Source organism: Photobacterium sagamiensis, from assembly GCF_050337085.1.
Lineage (GTDB): Bacteria > Pseudomonadota > Gammaproteobacteria > Enterobacterales > Vibrionaceae > Photobacterium > Photobacterium sagamiensis.
In genome coordinates, this window is sequence record NZ_JAKJSP010000031.1 from 1 (window position 1) to 17,108 (window position 17,108).

Sequence of the window (17,108 nt, forward strand, 5' to 3'; positions counted from 1 at the left end):
GTCTTCTTGCGCCAGCGGTATACGCCTCATTAATTAATGACATCAGCATGTTGCGCTCAGGTAGCCGAGTTAGCTCTCCTCGTTGTCGTCCCAGAACGCATTCAACTTTTTTCGCAATACCAATAGCGCCGCTGTTTCAGCCAGTGCTTTCTCCTTACGACGAAGTTCTCGCTTGAGTTGCTTAATTTCTTTTTTATCTGCTTGAGCCTCTTTGAGGTCAGCTTTCCCTGTTGTTTTCTTTACTTGAACACCTTGTAAAAAATCCGCTTTCCAAGCCTTAATTTGCTCTGGATATAACCCGCTTTCACGACAGTATTTAGCTAACTCAGATTCAGTCAACGGGGCTGTTTCAACAATTACAGCAAACTTCTTCTCAGCAGACCAGGATGTTGAATTCGACATTGCACTACCATTGTTTTTTACCTGTTTTAGCCAATGATACAAGGTGTGGTACGGAATGCCTTCCTCTTGTGCAACTTCACTAACTGATCGTGATTGAGGTGGAAGAACTTTGCTTAAAACCGCCTCTTTTCTTTCTGGAGAATATAGATTCATTACAACCTAGGTTACCGCTCCCTGTTTTAGCAATTAGATGAAAACTAAGGGGTGACAACTATCCTGACACAGGGGGTACCTCTGGACAAAAACGTGTCAGTGACCTCTCTGATTTAGCTTTCTATCAATAACATTTAGTATGGTAAAAAAAGACATAGCGATGCTTTCATAGACTCTCCAAGAATAGGCGAAAAGTATCTATTAAAGTCTGTGCAGTCCAGCCCGTCTCGCTACATCCCTTTTGAACAGCTCAACTTTAAATTTCGGTATGAAGAATTACTTTGCTACTTCGTCATGTAGGTAGAGCTTCATACTTTGGCTACAGTCCTCAAATGTTGCTTTTGTATCAAGTTGAAAAGTAGCTTCATTGTACTGGACTACTTTGATTGCTTTATAGCGATGATTTGTCCTTAGTGTTAAATATGCCCCTTCCTCTAAGTCCTTAAGTCGAAGACCTATCCAAATGAATGGCTTCGCGTTAGGTACATCCTCATTACTAAATTGAACATAAAGGTATTGATGGTATTGTTCACTATCATCCGTAAATGCAGATGCAGTTTCAATACTACAGGTACCTTCAATTTCCTCTCGACTTGAGCTATTTGTTGCGCACACGAATAGAAAAGGAATGTTAGGTGATTGTATGGTTATGGCATAATTATCAAAATCTTCAGGGTAAAAGTAGAAACCAACGCTAGACTCATTGAAGTTGAGGTTCGCATGAGTATCATCACCAAAGGGATTACTATTACGAATTTCAGGTAATTCCATCTCTTTCAGTATCATTGTTCTATTCCTTCTTGGGCAAAATGGTTCAAAAATATGTTCCTAGAACAACCTAGTACCAGCTTTAAAACCTAGATAGTTACTAAGCACTCATAAGTCTATGTATTTAAGGCTAGTTTACTTACTCACTATGCTGTGAGTGATTGAAACTTCTTGGGAGAAAGTGGGATCCAAATCTCATGGCGTTGTAGGGATTAGTGACCACATAAGTAATTTGTCATGTCGAGGCATAAATAATTCTGGGGCATGAATGAGTCAGCAAAGGTCTCGCTGACTCAAAGGTGGACATTTACGTGTCAGTGACTTTGCTAAATTAGGAATTAATGAATTACGACAAGTATGGAAAATCGCAAACAAACTGTCCTGTCTGACCGAAACTGATTAGCGTTCACCTTGAAAACAGCCATGCGCTTCATCCTCTTCAGTGTTCAACCGAGCAATTTACTTAATTTAATATTGGAGGACAGGCTTGTACAACACTCGAATAACGTGCCGGTTGCGCACCACTTATTCTATTTGTTAGGCACGTTTTCGGTAAGCTCCCCATGCTCGCATGGGGCGTATATTAATGCCTGAAGTTCCTGGGAAGTAACGCGCCTATATCGGGCTCAGGCTTGACTAACCCTTACAGCGCGGGGATTATCGCTAGTAAGATTGTCACCTTCTATGTATCTTTCAAGCTTCGGCCATTGGCCTTAATGGCTTTGCCAAACTGGCTCGAGCCTACAACCTTTTGCGAGGTTATCCAGTGATGCAGGTCATTAAGCATTGATTTATTTACCGAGTTCGGTATATGAGTTATTAACTTAGTAACCATAAATTGATTTTCTCTCTTTCACTAACACAATCTAGTGATATTTATTACATATGGTAAAAGTGGCAGATTATTGCCAAATCATCTCTCCTTTCCCGTCGAACATCAGTAAATCTGTACATAGATACACTTTCGAGCATCACTTTCATTTCCATATTATCGTCAAGCTTCTGTAAAGGGTTGAGGTAGCCCCAATACATCACTTGCACACGATCATTCAGACGCAAGCTGCTATTTAGGAAGGAGTATAAATCCGCCTCAATCAGAACAGTTAAAATTATACGGCAAAGTTAAAAATCTCATCTACTATTACGGTATGAAAAAAATCTGACCAGTAAAAACATCTCAGACATAGCTGGTTTGATGTTTGATCCAAGGAGTTTAATATCATGAAATCTGGTTCAAAGCCTTCAATAAAAGAAGGAAAATCATATGAAACAAAACACTATGGAACAATAGTTGTTGTTGAATACTTAACTGCAAAAAAAGTATTAGTACGATTTAAGCGCACCGGAACTGAAAAGTGGACTTCAGCATATAACATTAGATCTGGCATGGGGATTCGAGATCCCAAACAACCATATGGTATTGAAAAAAAAGATATTCCTGATGATATGCAAACTGGTACTGTGCATAATACCAACGTCTCTGGTCAGTTGATTATTGAAGAGTATAAGGCTGCTAATGATGTCAGAGTAAAATTTATTGACACTGGTTATCGTGAGAGTTTTTCATCTGGAAATATAAGGAAAGGTGCTGCTTACGACCCAATGGCCAAAAGATATTACAATGTTGGATTTATAGGTATTGGTAGGCATAAAACAGCATATGTTACTGATAACCCTTATCTCCCTGGTGAAACAAGATCTCCAGCTTACGATGCTTGGTCTGGTATTCTGAAGCGTTGCTATTGTCCTAAATCTTTAGCCAAAAGACCTACCTATAGTAATGTCAAAGTCGATAAGATTTGGCACAACTTCCAAAATTTTGCAGATTGGTTTGAAAAACAAGACTGGAGAGGAAAGGCTGTTGATAAAGATCTATTAGCATTAGGAGTAAACAAAGTATATTCGCCTGACCGTTGCGTCATGTTATCAAAGCGCGACAACTCCATGCTTAATACCTTAGGTTATATCAAATTAGTAGACAAAACTAAAACATCTGGAAAATGCAGGATTATCATCTCTAAGACGTATGATGAGTTTGATGATGCTATTGAGTACGCTGTTCAGAATGAACTGGCATTGAGAGCATCTATCTTTAAAAAAATAAATAAGGTAGACCCTTTAGATGACCCGTATAGAACTATAAAGACAAGAATTATCAAGTCATTAAAGGAGCAACTTAAGCATGATTAAGGATCCAATTAAAGTAGGCGACAGATTTAACACTACTAACTGTGGGATGATTGAAGTTATTCAAGTGATTAATTCTAAAAAAATATTAGCAAGATTTGATAATACTGGAGTAGAAAAGTGGACATTTAGTTCATGTTTAAGAAAAGGTAATATTCATGACCCGTCTCTGCCCCGTACCTCACCTAATAAACCATCTATAAAGGTAGGTGATATATTCCCCACAAATTATCATGGCGACATTGAAGTTTTAAAATATAACTCCGGTACTGATGTACTTGTTAAGTTTCTAAACACTGGCGATGAAATAAAATCATCTGTGACAAGAATTTACGAGGGGGTATTAAAACCGCCAGGTAGTGCGGCTGGGAAACCAAATATTGAAGTCCCCTTTGATATGCAGCCAGGTTATCTCCACAAAACAAAAAATTATGGAGAGCTAAAAGTAATAACATACCATCATGCAAAATGTGTTGATGTTAAATTTGTCGAAACTGGTTATAATACAACCGCTTCAGCTCATGAGATAAGAAATGGTGAGGTTTGGGACAAGATAAAGCCAATAATACATGCCATAGGCTATCATGGTGTTGGACCTTATAAATCGACTTATACTGACGGGAATAACCCTTTTGAACCAGGAAGAGTTAAGTGTCGTGCCTACTTTGCGTGGAGTAATATGCTCACAAGGTGTTACAGCGAAAAAAACCAGCTACGTCAACCATCATACAAAGGCGTGATAGTAGTTGAGGAGTGGCATAATTTTCAAAACTTCGCAAAGTGGTATTACGCTCAGAACTGGAAAGGAATGCAATTAGACAAAGATTTACTATGTGGTGGTAATGGTAAGGTATATGGTCCAAGTACTTGCTCAATGATACCAGAGGGAGATAATAAAGCGCTTAATCGAGCAATTAACATTAATAAGACATCAACTGGAAAATTTCATCTAGCAACAAACTTGACTATCGATACTGTTGACGAAGCAGTTGAAATTTTAACTGAGTTACAATTAAATATACGCAATGACATTTTTCATAGACTTAAGAGAGATGATCCATTCAAAGATGATGCTCGGAGTATCATTCATGAAATCATACGTAAGCGTATAAAATAATGCTCATTTAAGTCTGTTGTTGCTTATCATTTCAATTTAGATACAGCCTCTCTAGCACTATCATTTCCATTGATTTGTCATTGCTTTTTAAATCAAGTAGTGGCAAATCTTTCACCCTGATAGGCCAGTTAAGAATATTTGTATCAAAGGTAGCGTATGTGATTTTCTTACTCAAAATCCTTGCTTGTAAACAACTGGTAAGTCCTGAACATTGTAGACACTTTACTTGTATGAGAAAAAGTAAGTCAGAGACTATTTGGTGAACTGAGCGGTCAAACCTGGCCAACTTATTATGGGGCAAAGGTGTGTTACACATCCACGTCAGCACACCTTTGGACAGGAATGATTTAGGAGTATTGCTCCAAACCGTTTCTACCAGATTAGAAAAAGTATCTTGAAAATTTAAACGCTTGTTAGCATTCTGTTACTTGCTATGTTTTCCTCGAAGTTGCGGAAACTCAAATATTGGAAATTCGTCTATGTGTGAGTAAGCGTTATATAAGCTGATCGCGAGATTTGGTATGAAGTTAGAAAAATCAAAATATGCCTGCTCTTTTGATGTTTGATCATGCCAGTACCTAATCTCTATAAATGATTTAGACCAACGCTGTATTTCTCTTTCAAAACTAGCTTTTTCAATATCATCAACTAGGTGAACATACATTCGTCTTACCCAGTTTTTCCTATCTTCTGGAAGTAGTTTATACAAGCTCCAAAGGCTATGCTCCTTACCAGGGTCAATTCCTTGATTTGCTAACTCCCCCTTAAGGAATAACTCTGATGCAAAAGCGAAACAGACCATAACAGGAGCTACTAAACGATTATTTTCAACACTCTTTGATGCCTCTAAACCCGCTAACACAAACTCTTCAGCCGTATGGATCGCCCCACCATGCATTTTTTGAACTGACATTTGATCTATATACTCCTTAAGAAGGCTAACGTCGCGTTAAGTAGTGTGCAACGCCACCACCTAACCTATTGCACCTTAAACACAAAACCCAACCTTGAACTGAGAATGCCAAGCGTTGGGAATCTGCCTTAGTCTCTTGTTATGAGTTTCGCAAAGCACCCAATTGCTCATTTAGCATAATGTATAAGCAACTGATTGAAAGTTCAAACTTAGAGTCTTCACCATCTTTTATATAACCAAAGGGGTCAAGTCGCTCAACTTCACAAGTGAAGTCTTGTATTTTTACATCAATCCCTGAAGGTGAAATATTGTGCGAATATTTGTTTCGAATCGTATTCAGCTTTTTCATTGCAACCCAAAACTCATCGGGTAACTCTGTAGATTTCGATAGTGCCCAACATAACTCTAATTTTTTGGCGAACATCATATTATCAGTGATTTTTATACCTAGAGGATTATCTAAGCTCAGGTGGCGGCTTAAAATATCGCTCAAAAGTTCTTCGATTAATAAATGCCCTTTAAGGACAACTAAGACCTTATCTTCGCCTACGGGAAGTAGCCTCATAAAGCGAGCAAATCTAAACCCTTGCTTTGCTGAAGATTCCATAATTACCTCTAACTCATCACGCCTTCTATACGGCTGCCAGCCGTTTTCTATACTGCTATGATGCCGTCTTTCATTCAGCAGTTCAATTGACAATCAATAAGTTAGCATGACGAAGTGATGGTTAGATTCGACATTGAGGCATAATTTCTTTCCATGCTCGTAGCACGCCCCTTTCGGATAAATGTTGGTAGGGAAAATACGTATTAATAGGATGTGTATGATCTTTTGCACTAAATGATTTTGGGGCAAAACTGTGCCAGCTTGAAGACCTTGCACAGAGCTGGACAAAAACGATATAGCCAAGAATGGTATTACGGTTTCGGCGCTTTGTGTCCTAATTAGCTAATCTCTGCGTAGTTGAATCTTAGTTATCTAACTAGGTTGGCAAGAAGTGCAAACGACACCTAAAGAGGGGGAGCGGAATAGAAAAGAAGAAGTTGCTGCGTACTATTGAGCAACTTCTTACTGTAGATTGTAGCCTAATGGAACCTTTCTAAAAAAGGTCCATCAGAGCTACTACTCTATCATGTACTGGCAAAGTGCTTGGAATCACTATGTCACGTCTATAAATTACATAGTAGAAGTGTAATTTTAATCTGGAATATCACCTCAAAAAATCCAATCTGTTATTTGTTCTGATTTAGTGACACTGTTGTCTGCTTTTAGTTTTTCGATTAACTCATCACGCCTCGTCTGAATAAACTGAGTCTCCTGTGATGAGTAACCCAGCTTTTGCATCATTCTTTGAGCAAAGCTACATGTATCATAGTGTAAAGGTGGATGTTCTTCGAATAGTACAGCTATACCAGCCTTTATCTGATGTAGATGATCTTTAGTCAAGTATTCCGATTCTTCATCGTTTAACCGAACAAAGTTGACGAGGGCATTTATTATCAATAAGTCACTTTTAAAGTAGGAATAAAACTCATTTAAGAAATTTTTTGGTATCCATTCTTTAGCTTCTTCTAATGAATTCAGAATAGTTAATGAATGTGAAGCCATCTTCTCTATCCATGTTGAACATGTTTTAGTATCTGGAGCTACATTGAATAAAGCTTCCCACACTTCGGGCATAAATTCTCCACTTGTGTCAAGTTTGTATTGAAACATTAATTCAAATAAGACATCCGAGTGGTTGGCTCCAAATTTAGTAACAATTAGGCAAAGTTGTGTACAAGCCCCTTTGAACATTAGTTGATTAAAAGCTTGTTTAAAAAGTGGGTGCGAAGGTCTATGTGCGATTAATTCGATAACCTTAGGCCAAACGTTTTGTTCTCTGTGATGGGTTCCAATCCACCACAATGGTTGAGGCTCTCCGATATACATTTTAACCGCTGATGATAGAAGTTTGGGAGGTAAAATCAAGATATCCTCAGCTTGCAACATGTCTGAAGATTGACAACGGCAATCAGGAGCGATTAATTTTAGAAGTTCATAAGGGACTCTATGTGAAGTTAAAACTGCCGCTTGTCGCCAATACTTATCTTCGCTGTCTGTGCATAGTAGTTCGATAACAAGTTCTTTCTCTTCATCTGTTAGAACAGCCCAGTCATACATTAAATCTGAAATGACGCGTACAAGAGGTCCTGTGCCTTTTATGTATAACAATCGTCTTATGAGCCCTGCCCTAGCTTTATCGTTCGATTTAGTTATTTTAAGCAGTGTACCCGTAACAGCAAGAGCATGATCGTCTGGGAGCTTTTCGACCGCGAGTTTCTCAAGTAGCGTTATCCAACCATCAATAATAGGAATGATGGACTTTAGGTCTAAAATTCTGATAGCTTCATCTACCACACAGCCTAAACGTCCAAAATCAAACTTCGCATTAGGTGGTAGGGATGATAATGCGATTGGTAAGAGTTGAGCAAATACTTTCCATGGAGGGTTTTCTCCCATCTTATGTGGACGCTCGAATACAACAAGATCATCAATAATCGCATTTGCTAGCACAGGTTGGTCTGCTAATTTTACTAACCCAGTACATAAGTAGTTCTGACGCTCAGAGTTAAATTGATTCCAAGAACGGATTGCCGATTTGAATATTGATTCAGCTACAGCGGGATGTCTATCTCTAAAAATACGGTCAAGTATTTGACTATCATTTACTCGGTTTGCTTTAATCCAAAGTTTTACAGCAAGTGCACGAATTAAGCCTTCGTTAATACTTAATATTCTAGATATAGCGCCATGAGTCAACTCTTCAGGTTTGTCTTCTAAGTAAGTCAGTACATAATAAGCATCTTTTGGAGTAATAACTATTGCAGCATCATTATTAATGCAAGAAAGTATTTGAATAGCTTTATCTTCGTTACAAGTGCTAAACCACGGTGTTTCTAGGTGCATGTTTTCACCCATCGGATACCATGGCTGTCCATCTAGCCATTCCAAAATGGTGAGGTCTTTCCCATTAACTTTATAAATCCATTTACTTTGCTCATTCTTACATTCATTAGGAAAACTTGATATATTATCAATCAAGAACTCAAAACATATATCTCGCACTGATGGATAGCTAGAATTTAGACCGAGTTTGGCAAGCTCAAATACTTTAACTTTATCGGAGTCTTTTTTTACCCGTTCATAAATCCAGTTGAGGTTTCTGGCACTCGCCCTAGCGGTTGATGGAGATAGACAAAAAATTCCGTTTGTTAAAATCTGTTCAATTTTAGGGAATATTCTTCGAGTGCTAAATTTGAATAGTGACTCGGCAGCAGAGCGGTAGAATGGATGAGAAAAAGTAGCTTGGTCATAATCATTATACTCAACCATACAACGTAGCTCTAATAAATCAAGGCTATCTGAATCGGCTTCTGAAAGTTCTGGGCTATGACTGTATTTGGGAAAAACGTGAATTTCTCTATCTTTTGTTTTACCAAAAGAGCTGTAGGTTGTAGCTATGTGAGAATAACCATACGTGATTGGCTCGCAATTTGTTAATGCATAAGCAAGATCTTTTTCTTCGACAGGCTCTAAATTACTGCTGGTTATCGCGAGACCCATTAATATATTTTTACAACCTTCTTCGTTAAGAGCCTTACCCAAATCAATAGCATTTTTTCTAGCAAAGCGTAAGACTTGATCAATACTTGGGTTATGTTGAATTTTTTTGTGTTCAGACGCCAAATAAGTTAAACATCCTAGTTCAATGTTAAATTGTCCTTGTTTTAACGAATCATGTACCATAGTGAAAATGTTATCTGAAATAGAAAATTCTCCTCTCAAATATTCCCAATAATTAAGAAGGAGATCTACTGGTACGTCAGAGAGGTCTACCCAGTGGGTTCCCCCAATACCAGCATCAGCAAGTATTTCGGTCTCAGTAACCTCTAGTAATCGTTCTTGTCCTTGAGAAACAATTAATTTCCGGTTTGGGCGTAAGTTAGTGATAAGCTTCTTCAATAGTCCAAGACTTTCATTTGGCTTATTCACAGGATGTACCCCGCCTAATGGATCATCAAGTACAACCAATCTAGGAGCGCTTACTGGATCAAGTAGAAAACGTTCCGCCTCGTCAACATGTTGGGTCAGCAATACGGAATAACCTTCTTCTTGATATTTTGAAGCGATCCATTTGGCGGTATTGCTTTTACCTACCCTAGGTCTTCCTGATAGCAGCAGGTGGTCATCCTTTCTTAACTGCTCCAGCCAAGCATCTTCTTGATTTCTTGTGATGTAGTTTTTGGGTTGAATAGAGAGTACAGGCTTCTCATTAAGCTTCTGTAGGAAGGGAACAATTGTATCTGTTTGAGATGTTTTGCCATCCTTTATAATGGTTGTTAATCCATTGATGGTATCAGAAAACATATCATCTGGGATATAAAAGTCTTTCCTCAATATTCTACGGCAGCTATCAGTAAGAGAATTATTGCTTACGTTGTCTAAAACAATCAAACGGCTAAGCGCTTCTCTAACATCTTTGACACTTACAGATTTAATGAACTGGTCAATATGACTTTTACGACTAATATTTGTTTTAGTATCTGGTAGTGAGTGCGCATAAGCTTTAACGGCATTTAAAACTAGTTGGGCTTCTTGCTGATTGAACGCTGTCGTTTTATGAATGCTTCCGTCCCAGTCACCTCTGGGAAGATACTTTTGCAATGAGTCGCTCGCTCTACCAGACATAACTAATACAGCGCGAGCGTTTTTATTTGAAAGAAGACGTTCAAGTAAAAAATCATTAGTACCGTATGCAGGGAAATGCCCAAGGCATTCAGCAACTTTTTCATAAGTAACAGGTTCTTCAGAACCTTTTACCTGAATTTCAAATTGGAGTGACTGACCAGTATCGTCAAGAAAAGATAACTCAGCATCTTCTCCTCCGTTAGGTTCAACTAAAAACTTCACACCATCCTTATCGTAGAACTTAAGGATGTAGTTGATACACACAAGGTCTTGAAAGTCATACTTGCCAGGACCAGTCAAAGCTATAGACATAAATCACACACCAACATAAAAAATTCTCTATTTCTATCATGATATCATACAGATAGAATGAAAGTGTGGATTCTGTACAGTGAGTTGAAGTGGTTTAGGGTACGTCCTTCGACACAACACCGGTTAGGAAACTTTGGTCAAATGATGCTTTGGTGCAGTGTGGTATCAAGTAGCCGAAACACACAATGGGGCAGAAATCACTTAGACTTTCTGCTCTAAATCATTGAGGGACAGAACCTTGTTAGAGTTGCGACTCCAACAAGGTTGATTTACATTAGGAAAAGTATCTTGAAAACTTAAACTTTTGTTCAAGCCCTTATATGCTTAGCCAGCGTTTTARCCCTTCGGCAACTCCATATATACTGTGTTGGGCAAACGAAAAGAAACAAAGGTGTCAACGAATTTAATCAATATTACTGAGACGGCAGTAATATCAGCTTYCCTACGAATTTTTTARCCATAAARTCCTGTTGTGCGCTTTTAATTTCTTKCAATGAATATTGTTTTGCGACTAAGGGKTGAAGCTCACTACGTTCAATATATCGGATCAGGTTYTCGAACACTGATCTAGGYTGGTAGGTRCARCCAAAAAAACTCAAATCCTTTARATATAACGTTCTGACATCCAGTTCCACTATTGGCCCCGCGATTGCTCCTGCAACAGTATAGCGGCCTCCTTTTCGTAGTAGAYCGGGGAGTTCTGGCCATTGCTTCCCTGCAACGAGATCAATTACAACRTCCACTGAGTCTTGCCCCAAGAAATCAAGCAGGTTTCGTCCACGTGGAATCACTTTATCTGCCCCGAGCGCAATAAGTTGCTCCATTTTATTTTCACTACAGATAGCAATGACCTCAGCATGACGTCGTTTGACCAATTGCACCGCAGCTGACCCAACACCACCGGATGCACCTGTAATGAGAACTGTATCAYTGGGTTTAACGTTGGCCCGATCGATCATATTTTCAGCCGTTGAGTACGCGCATGGAAACGAAGCTAATTCAGCATCGTTCAACGAGCTTCGAATCGGAAACGCTTCCGTTGCCAGTACCTTGGTATACTGGGCAAAGCCACCATCACACTCAGAGCCATAAGTAATACAACTGTACTCAGCCTCTGTCATTACCGTTTGCTGCAAAGTTCGCACCAGCACCCGTTCTCCAATTCGGTCAGAGCTGACTTGTTCTCCGACTGCTACTATTTCACCGCAACAATCAGCACCTTGTATCCGGGGAAACTTAACTGGAATACCAGACCAACTGGCATCATTGTCATTAATAGTCTGAAAGCCATCGAAAGCGCCAGCATTGGTTTGTTCTATTACGCATTTTGAATACCACCCGATACGGGTGTTAATATCGGTATTGTTCACCGCACTWGCTCCAACCTTRATAAGTACCTCACCTTTTTCTGGAGTTGGTACTGGCAAGTCAGTGCGATACTCCAGTTTTTCTAAACCTCCGTGACCAGTCAATAGAACRCCAGACATTTTCTTAGGTAGCTTGTTCATTGTGATATCACTCTCCTCGATCTCATTGAACGACAACAACTTGTTCACATTATTGCTATTCCAACTCTTTCTTCACGTATCAGCGCTTGAMAGCCGGAACAGCTCAACTACCTATAACAATAAAAAAAACGTATACTTCAACCAAACGAATAATAGTTAACCTTCGATTCAGAATTTATGAAYTGAATCGTAARCATCTAATTTATAAAGCAGAAGAGATAGCTGAGATGGATAAAAGGTTGAAAATGGATCTATTGCTCGATCTTGAGTTATTGCGTACCTTTGTCATGGTCGCTAAGACCGGAGAATTAAAGAAAGCAGCTGAAGCCATTTTCCGCTCTCAAGCAGCCGTTAGTATGCAGATGAAGAGACTAGAGGAATTGGTTGGCTGCACGCTGATGGAACGCAGCAACCGGGGGATACAATTAACCGATGCCGGAGAAACCTTACTCGGCTACAGCGAACAGTTTCTGAAACTCAATAACGCAACCTTTTCGGCATTAAATGAGCGAGACCTGTCCGGTCAGTTCAATTTTGGCGTTCCGACGGACTATGCCCAAGATTTTTTAAATTACTTTATGCCAGTATTGACCCGTGAGATTCCAAACCTTGAAGCGAGAATAGTCTGTGACCGTAGTCGAAACTTACGAGAGAAGCTGGAAGCTGGCGAATTGGATATTGCTATTGTTGCAGGGGAAGCAGACTACACAGATGAGCTATTGCTCTGGAGTGAGCGATTGATATGGTCAGCCTCTACCCATATCAATTTGAAAGAACTGAAAGAAGTACCTGTCGCCATTTATGATGATAACTGCATCGTTAGCGATTTATGTATCAGTGGATTGAAAAAAGCCAATATCTCATATCGGCAGGTATTTAGCAGTTCAATACTCGAAAATGTCGCCACCGCCGTTCATTCCGGTTTYGCCATATCGCTGTTACCAGAATCGATGTTTGATGCTTGCAAAATCCAAGAGGTATCTTCAAGTATTTTAAAAAGTAATTTAGTGCTCAATATGAATATGATTAATTCACCAATGATAGACGAACCAATACTAACTAAAATAGCAGAATGCTTGCGGCTAGCCAGCACCACCCAACGGTTAGGAAATACATCTGTTTAGGGAAATTTCGAGCAAGACTCTCTCGCACGCTTTTTCTAAAAGCGGACAAAAAAAAACACCACGCACCTGAACTGAAGAATTTTGCGCAACGCTCACAAATGGGAGTTATGAGCGTTGCCGACTCTCAGTAATCGCCCGTCACCACATTACTTCAAATATCGAAAATCGACGTGAACAGGATATTAATGAGCTAAAACTCTAAGCAGGAATGGGGCAAAAACCACTTAATGACAATGCTCGCTTGTGGGAAAAAGCGAACTTAAACGGACGTGGGCAACAGAGACTGCTGGTTTACTACCGTTAAAACTGGGGTGAGAATTACTGGCAGATAGGCATGTTGGTGTGATTAGAAATTTGCTAGAAGATTGGTAATTATCGCGCAGCAGCGATGTAAGGGCGGAAAGAACGTTTGAAGAGCGTTGGATTGAAATCCGCCCGAAGCCCCGCGAAGCGGTAACGTACAGGAAGGGGCAAAGTTCGATGCGCAGCAATGCGCCCCCTGCTAAGCTATAGAGCGGACTAACAGCGTTCAAATTGTCGTAGTGGTCACTACTGTAGCTGCCACATTAATCGAAGTAATTTTGAATTTACTGGCAGATCGGTGGTTGCGTTAGTGGGTAAAAGTGTAAAGGATTTGAGACAAAAGATGGGGGAGATTTGGTGGGGATTATGAACTGAAAAGCCGTCCTTTACAAAACTGCTAACTTTTGTAATGGAATTTGTAGTGAGCTACCTAAGACCAGCCCTTATGTGGCCTGAGTTCGTTCACTCACTCACCCACTCAAGCGGGTGTTTTTTGTAGAGATAAAGCAGAAAAACCTAACGGTTTATCCGCCAAATGGGTCACAACCAAATCCGGTTGTTCGGGTTTATTCTGGCAAATTGAAATATCCGCATCCCGCTTATTCAAGTTCACCTTGCTATTGGAGACTAAAATTTCCACCTCTATGGATGGATACTCTCGTTGAAACGCTGAAATCGCTTCAGGGAGAAAGTAATAGCCCATCAATTCATTCACCGCGAGCCGAACATGTCCACCGAGATCCATAGAGTTCGCATTCACGTGACGCGAAAATCGCTCAGCGCCTGACGCGGTATCCCTCGCCGATTCCAATAGCCGGCTCCCCACATCAGTAACTTTCAAGCCACTGGTTGAGCGATCAAAAAGATTAAGCCCGGTTTTCTCTTCCAGAGCTTGAATATGTCGACTGACCGTCGGTTGCGACATCCCCAAGACTTGTGCCGCTGCTGACATACTGCCTTGTTCAGCAACTGCAAGAAATATCCGAATACTATTCCATTCCATACTATTCATATTCGTATACCTGCTATGCCTGCATGTAGCTTTACTATATCGCTAACACGGGACAAACTGATTAAAAGAAATAATGATATAAGTCGCACGGATGGGATTAACGAATGAGAAAAGCCTTGGTATTCGGAGTCGGTCAGGAAATGGGCTCTAATCTTTGCCACGCTTTAGTCCAGCATGACTGGGAAGTGGTTGGCATAGTAAAAAATAGTGACGTTAACGCCCCCATTACAGGTAACCTCACATTAGTTGAGTTAGCACGTAACGATCTCGATTTTCTTTATCAGCTTGCTGAGGACGTCGATGCGATTTTTTTCCACCAACAAGAAACTGATATCTACAATCGCGACCTCATTTTTCAGTTAAAACAGATCATAGCGTTAGCTGAGCATTTTCATTTGCAGCTAATCATTACGACAAATAAATATAACATTAACCCGAATTCACGACCTTCGCTTGCTTTTTGGAATAACAAATACCCCGTTAAAGTAGGTATTTCACCCAGGCTCACCAACCGATTGCGACAAGCCGAAAAGGCCGGAGCAAAAATCTTAGTATTATGTTTCGGCCACACTTTAAGCTGCAGCCATAACACCTGCTATCTGGGCATGTTAATCAAAGAAACCGAACACAAGCTAATTATTCAATCACCTAGCCCGAGAGCTTTGGCACACCACTGGACCTATCTACCTGATCTGGCTGAAAACCTGGTGCAACTGGTAACTCATAAACAACAAGATTTTGCCGCTTTTGATATGATCTACTACCCTGGCCATAAAGCCAGTATGAACGAGATTGCCCGTTGTCTGGAATTGAGTACCGGAAAACCCGTTGCCATTACCCGTTTACATTGGTCTGCAATGAAACTGATTGCATTGTTTTCACCACTGTTCCGGGGCTTTTTAAAAATGCGAAGCCTTTGGCAGCAAGGTTTTAAACTCCCCAACAATACCTTTAATGGAATATCGAACAGCAAGCTCATTCATACCCCACTGGAACTGGCGCTCCAGCGTTGCTGGCAAAAAAAATAAAAAATGCCGCGGGTTGACGGCAGGGCGATCCAGATTTAAATAACTCAAACGTACGAATGTTTATCCCCTACTGCTACCTGGCGCAAAAAAATGGCCCACTTCACACGTTGCTTATATAGTCAGCAACTCTTACTGAAATAACTCTCTCATGGAATCAAAAGAGGTGTGATCAAACAAAATTGTGCATTATTGCCAGGAGTAATAATAATTTGTGCCTATAATGACCTGGGGAGATAGTTAGCATGGAAACAATTAAGTGATGTTGGAAAAATTACCGGTTAGCGAAATTCAAATTGGAATGTTCGTTGTTGACGTTGAAGATCAAGAGCGACGAATTTCAGTGTCCAACCCGGGAGTAGTAAAGCATCAGAAGGCTCTCGAAAATCTACGCAATAAAGGAATTGTGTCGGTATGGATCGATCCGGCTCGCTTCGTTGAAATAAGTGGTACGCCTACAGCTTCTGTGGAAAGTCGTAATCCTCCCAGAGCTTCAAGATCAGGACATAATATTAGCTTTAGTGTTGATGTAGATCAGGCGCGCCACCTGATAGATGAATCGAAAGATCTTCTGGGGAAAGTACTGGAGGAGGTCTATCAGGGCAAAAGTGTCGATATTGAGCCTATTAAAGATCTTGCTGATGGCATCGTTAATTCGATTGTGCATAGCCCCGATGCCTTTCAATGTGTGGCTGCACTCAGAAATAAAGACTGTTACTTACTGGAACACTCGCTGAATGTCGCTTTTCTCCTGGTCAATTTTGGCCGTTTCCTCGGTTTTGAGCCAGCTGTACTGAAAGATCTTGCGGTCGGCGGAGTGCTTCATGATATAGGTAAAACCCAGGTTCAAGACGAAATATTACATAAGCCTGGCAAGCTCACGGCGGAAGAGTTTGAACACATGAAGCTTCATCAGGTATTGTCACAACCCATTTTAGAACGCTTTCCCGGCCTGTCCCGAGTCAGTATAGACGTTAGCCTGATGCACCATGAAAAGCTGGATGGTAGTGGGTATCCGAACGGATTAAAAGACAAAAACATCACTCTGGTGGGACGTATGAGCGGTATCGCTGATATTTACGACGCCTTAACCGCCACCCGATGTTATAAGGAAGCCATGAGCCCGGCAGCTGCTTTCAAATTGATGATGGGATTAGCCCCGCATCATCTAGACCCCTCTTTACTTAAACAGTTTATTCGTTGTGTCGGTTTCTATCCTGTCGGATCGCTAGTTAAACTGTCTGATGGCCTGGTAGGCCTGGTCTGGAAATCAAATAAAAAAGAGATGACCAAGCCTGTCGTTAAATGCTTTTATTCATTGAAATTCAATAGCTATCGCCAGGTTAAATACATCAACCTTGCTAAAAGTGAGTTAAACATTGAAGGTGGGCTAACGCCGGGGAAAATTGGTATTGATCCGACACCGTTTCGATAGTTCTGGATCCGCCTGTCGGGACGAGCCCATAACGTTAAATCTCCCCAATGATTACGCAGATACAAAATAGGCCGCCATGGGCGACCTATTTCCGTGTCAATGTCGTAAGGGGTAGTC

At 40.4% G+C, this 17,108-nt stretch carries 11 protein-coding genes and 1 pseudogene; 5 read left to right on the top strand and 7 right to left on the bottom strand.

The window, feature by feature from the left end; genetic code table 11:
- Positions 1–555, bottom strand: a pseudogene (locus L4D76_RS15675) (transposase); the annotation flags it as partial.
- A 276-nt stretch (positions 556–831) separates the two neighbouring features.
- Positions 832–1,341 carry a hypothetical protein gene (locus tag L4D76_RS15680; protein ID WP_428441835.1) on the bottom strand — a complete coding sequence of 170 codons (510 nt, stop codon included), beginning with the start codon at positions 1,339–1,341 and terminating at the stop codon, positions 832–834.
- Positions 1,342–2,544: 1,203 nt separating this feature from the next.
- Between L4D76_RS15680 and L4D76_RS15685 the strand changes: the two genes are divergently transcribed.
- Both L4D76_RS15685 and L4D76_RS15690 read left to right on the top strand, forming a co-directional pair.
- On the top strand, positions 2,545–3,513 hold the full coding sequence (locus L4D76_RS15685) for a hypothetical protein (RefSeq protein WP_428441836.1): 969 nt from the start codon (positions 2,545–2,547) through the stop codon (positions 3,511–3,513).
- On the top strand, positions 3,506–4,627 hold the full coding sequence (locus L4D76_RS15690; protein WP_428441837.1) for a hypothetical protein: 1,122 nt from the start codon (positions 3,506–3,508) through the stop codon (positions 4,625–4,627). The genes L4D76_RS15685 and L4D76_RS15690 overlap by 8 nt, the downstream gene beginning before the upstream one ends.
- Positions 4,628–5,051: 424 nt before the next feature.
- On the opposite strand, the gene L4D76_RS15695 is transcribed toward L4D76_RS15690, so the two are convergent.
- From L4D76_RS15695 to L4D76_RS15710, 4 genes are all read right to left on the bottom strand, one after another.
- Entirely contained in the window at positions 5,052–5,540 is a 489-nt protein-coding gene (locus L4D76_RS15695; RefSeq protein WP_428441838.1) for a HEPN domain-containing protein, read from the bottom strand.
- Positions 5,541–5,679: 139 nt separating this feature from the next.
- Positions 5,680–6,147: a hypothetical protein gene (locus L4D76_RS15700; RefSeq protein WP_428441839.1), complete on the bottom strand. Its 468-nt coding sequence runs from the start codon at positions 6,145–6,147 to the stop codon at positions 5,680–5,682.
- Positions 6,148–6,756: 609 nt separating this feature from the next.
- Complete coding sequence (locus tag L4D76_RS15705; RefSeq protein ID WP_428441840.1) at positions 6,757–10,584, bottom strand: nSTAND3 domain-containing NTPase; 3,828 nt, start codon at positions 10,582–10,584, stop codon at positions 6,757–6,759.
- A gap of 413 nt (positions 10,585–10,997) precedes the next feature.
- Positions 10,998–12,092, bottom strand: a complete 1,095-nt coding sequence (locus tag L4D76_RS15710) for an alcohol dehydrogenase family protein (protein ID WP_428441841.1) — start codon at positions 12,090–12,092, stop codon at positions 10,998–11,000.
- Between the two features lie 227 nt (positions 12,093–12,319).
- On the opposite strand from L4D76_RS15710, the gene L4D76_RS15715 reads away from it, so the two are divergent.
- The gene (locus tag L4D76_RS15715; protein WP_428441842.1) at positions 12,320–13,216 is read left to right on the top strand and encodes a LysR family transcriptional regulator; all 897 of its coding nucleotides are present in this window, start codon (positions 12,320–12,322) and stop codon (positions 13,214–13,216) included.
- A 781-nt stretch (positions 13,217–13,997) separates the two neighbouring features.
- On the opposite strand, the gene L4D76_RS15720 is transcribed toward L4D76_RS15715, so the two are convergent.
- Entirely contained in the window at positions 13,998–14,531 is a 534-nt protein-coding gene (locus tag L4D76_RS15720; protein ID WP_428441843.1) for a LysR family transcriptional regulator, read from the bottom strand.
- Positions 14,532–14,635: 104 nt separating this feature from the next.
- Here L4D76_RS15720 and L4D76_RS15725 point away from each other — a divergent pair, with 104 nt between their 5' ends.
- Together L4D76_RS15725 and L4D76_RS15730 are read left to right on the top strand one after the other, a co-directional pair.
- Positions 14,636–15,559, top strand: a complete 924-nt coding sequence (locus L4D76_RS15725; RefSeq protein ID WP_428441844.1) for an NmrA family NAD(P)-binding protein — start codon at positions 14,636–14,638, stop codon at positions 15,557–15,559.
- 259 nt (positions 15,560–15,818) lie between these two features.
- A complete protein-coding gene (locus L4D76_RS15730) occupies positions 15,819–16,991 on the top strand; it encodes a cyclic di-GMP phosphodiesterase (RefSeq protein ID WP_428441896.1) in 1,173 nt (390 codons plus the stop codon).
- The last annotated feature ends 117 nt before the right edge of the window (positions 16,992–17,108 follow it).

Excerpts from the sequence above, each read along its gene's own strand:
- L4D76_RS15730 (WP_428441896.1), top strand. The coding sequence starts at position 15,819 with ATGTTGGAAAAATTACCGGTTAGCGAAATTCAAATTGGAATGTTCGTT.
- L4D76_RS15685 (WP_428441836.1), top strand. The coding sequence starts at position 2,545 with ATGAAATCTGGTTCAAAGCCTTCAATAAAAGAAGGAAAATCATATGAA.
- L4D76_RS15690 (WP_428441837.1), top strand. The coding sequence starts at position 3,506 with ATGATTAAGGATCCAATTAAAGTAGGCGACAGATTTAACACTACTAAC.
- L4D76_RS15720 (WP_428441843.1), bottom strand. The coding sequence starts at position 14,531 with ATGAATAGTATGGAATGGAATAGTATTCGGATATTTCTTGCAGTTGCT.
- L4D76_RS15725 (WP_428441844.1), top strand. The coding sequence starts at position 14,636 with ATGAGAAAAGCCTTGGTATTCGGAGTCGGTCAGGAAATGGGCTCTAAT.
- L4D76_RS15680 (WP_428441835.1), bottom strand. The coding sequence starts at position 1,341 with ATGATACTGAAAGAGATGGAATTACCTGAAATTCGTAATAGTAATCCC.
- L4D76_RS15705 (WP_428441840.1), bottom strand. The coding sequence starts at position 10,584 with ATGTCTATAGCTTTGACTGGTCCTGGCAAGTATGACTTTCAAGACCTT.
- L4D76_RS15700 (WP_428441839.1), bottom strand. The coding sequence starts at position 6,147 with ATGGAATCTTCAGCAAAGCAAGGGTTTAGATTTGCTCGCTTTATGAGG.
- L4D76_RS15695 (WP_428441838.1), bottom strand. The coding sequence starts at position 5,540 with ATGTCAGTTCAAAAAATGCATGGTGGGGCGATCCATACGGCTGAAGAG.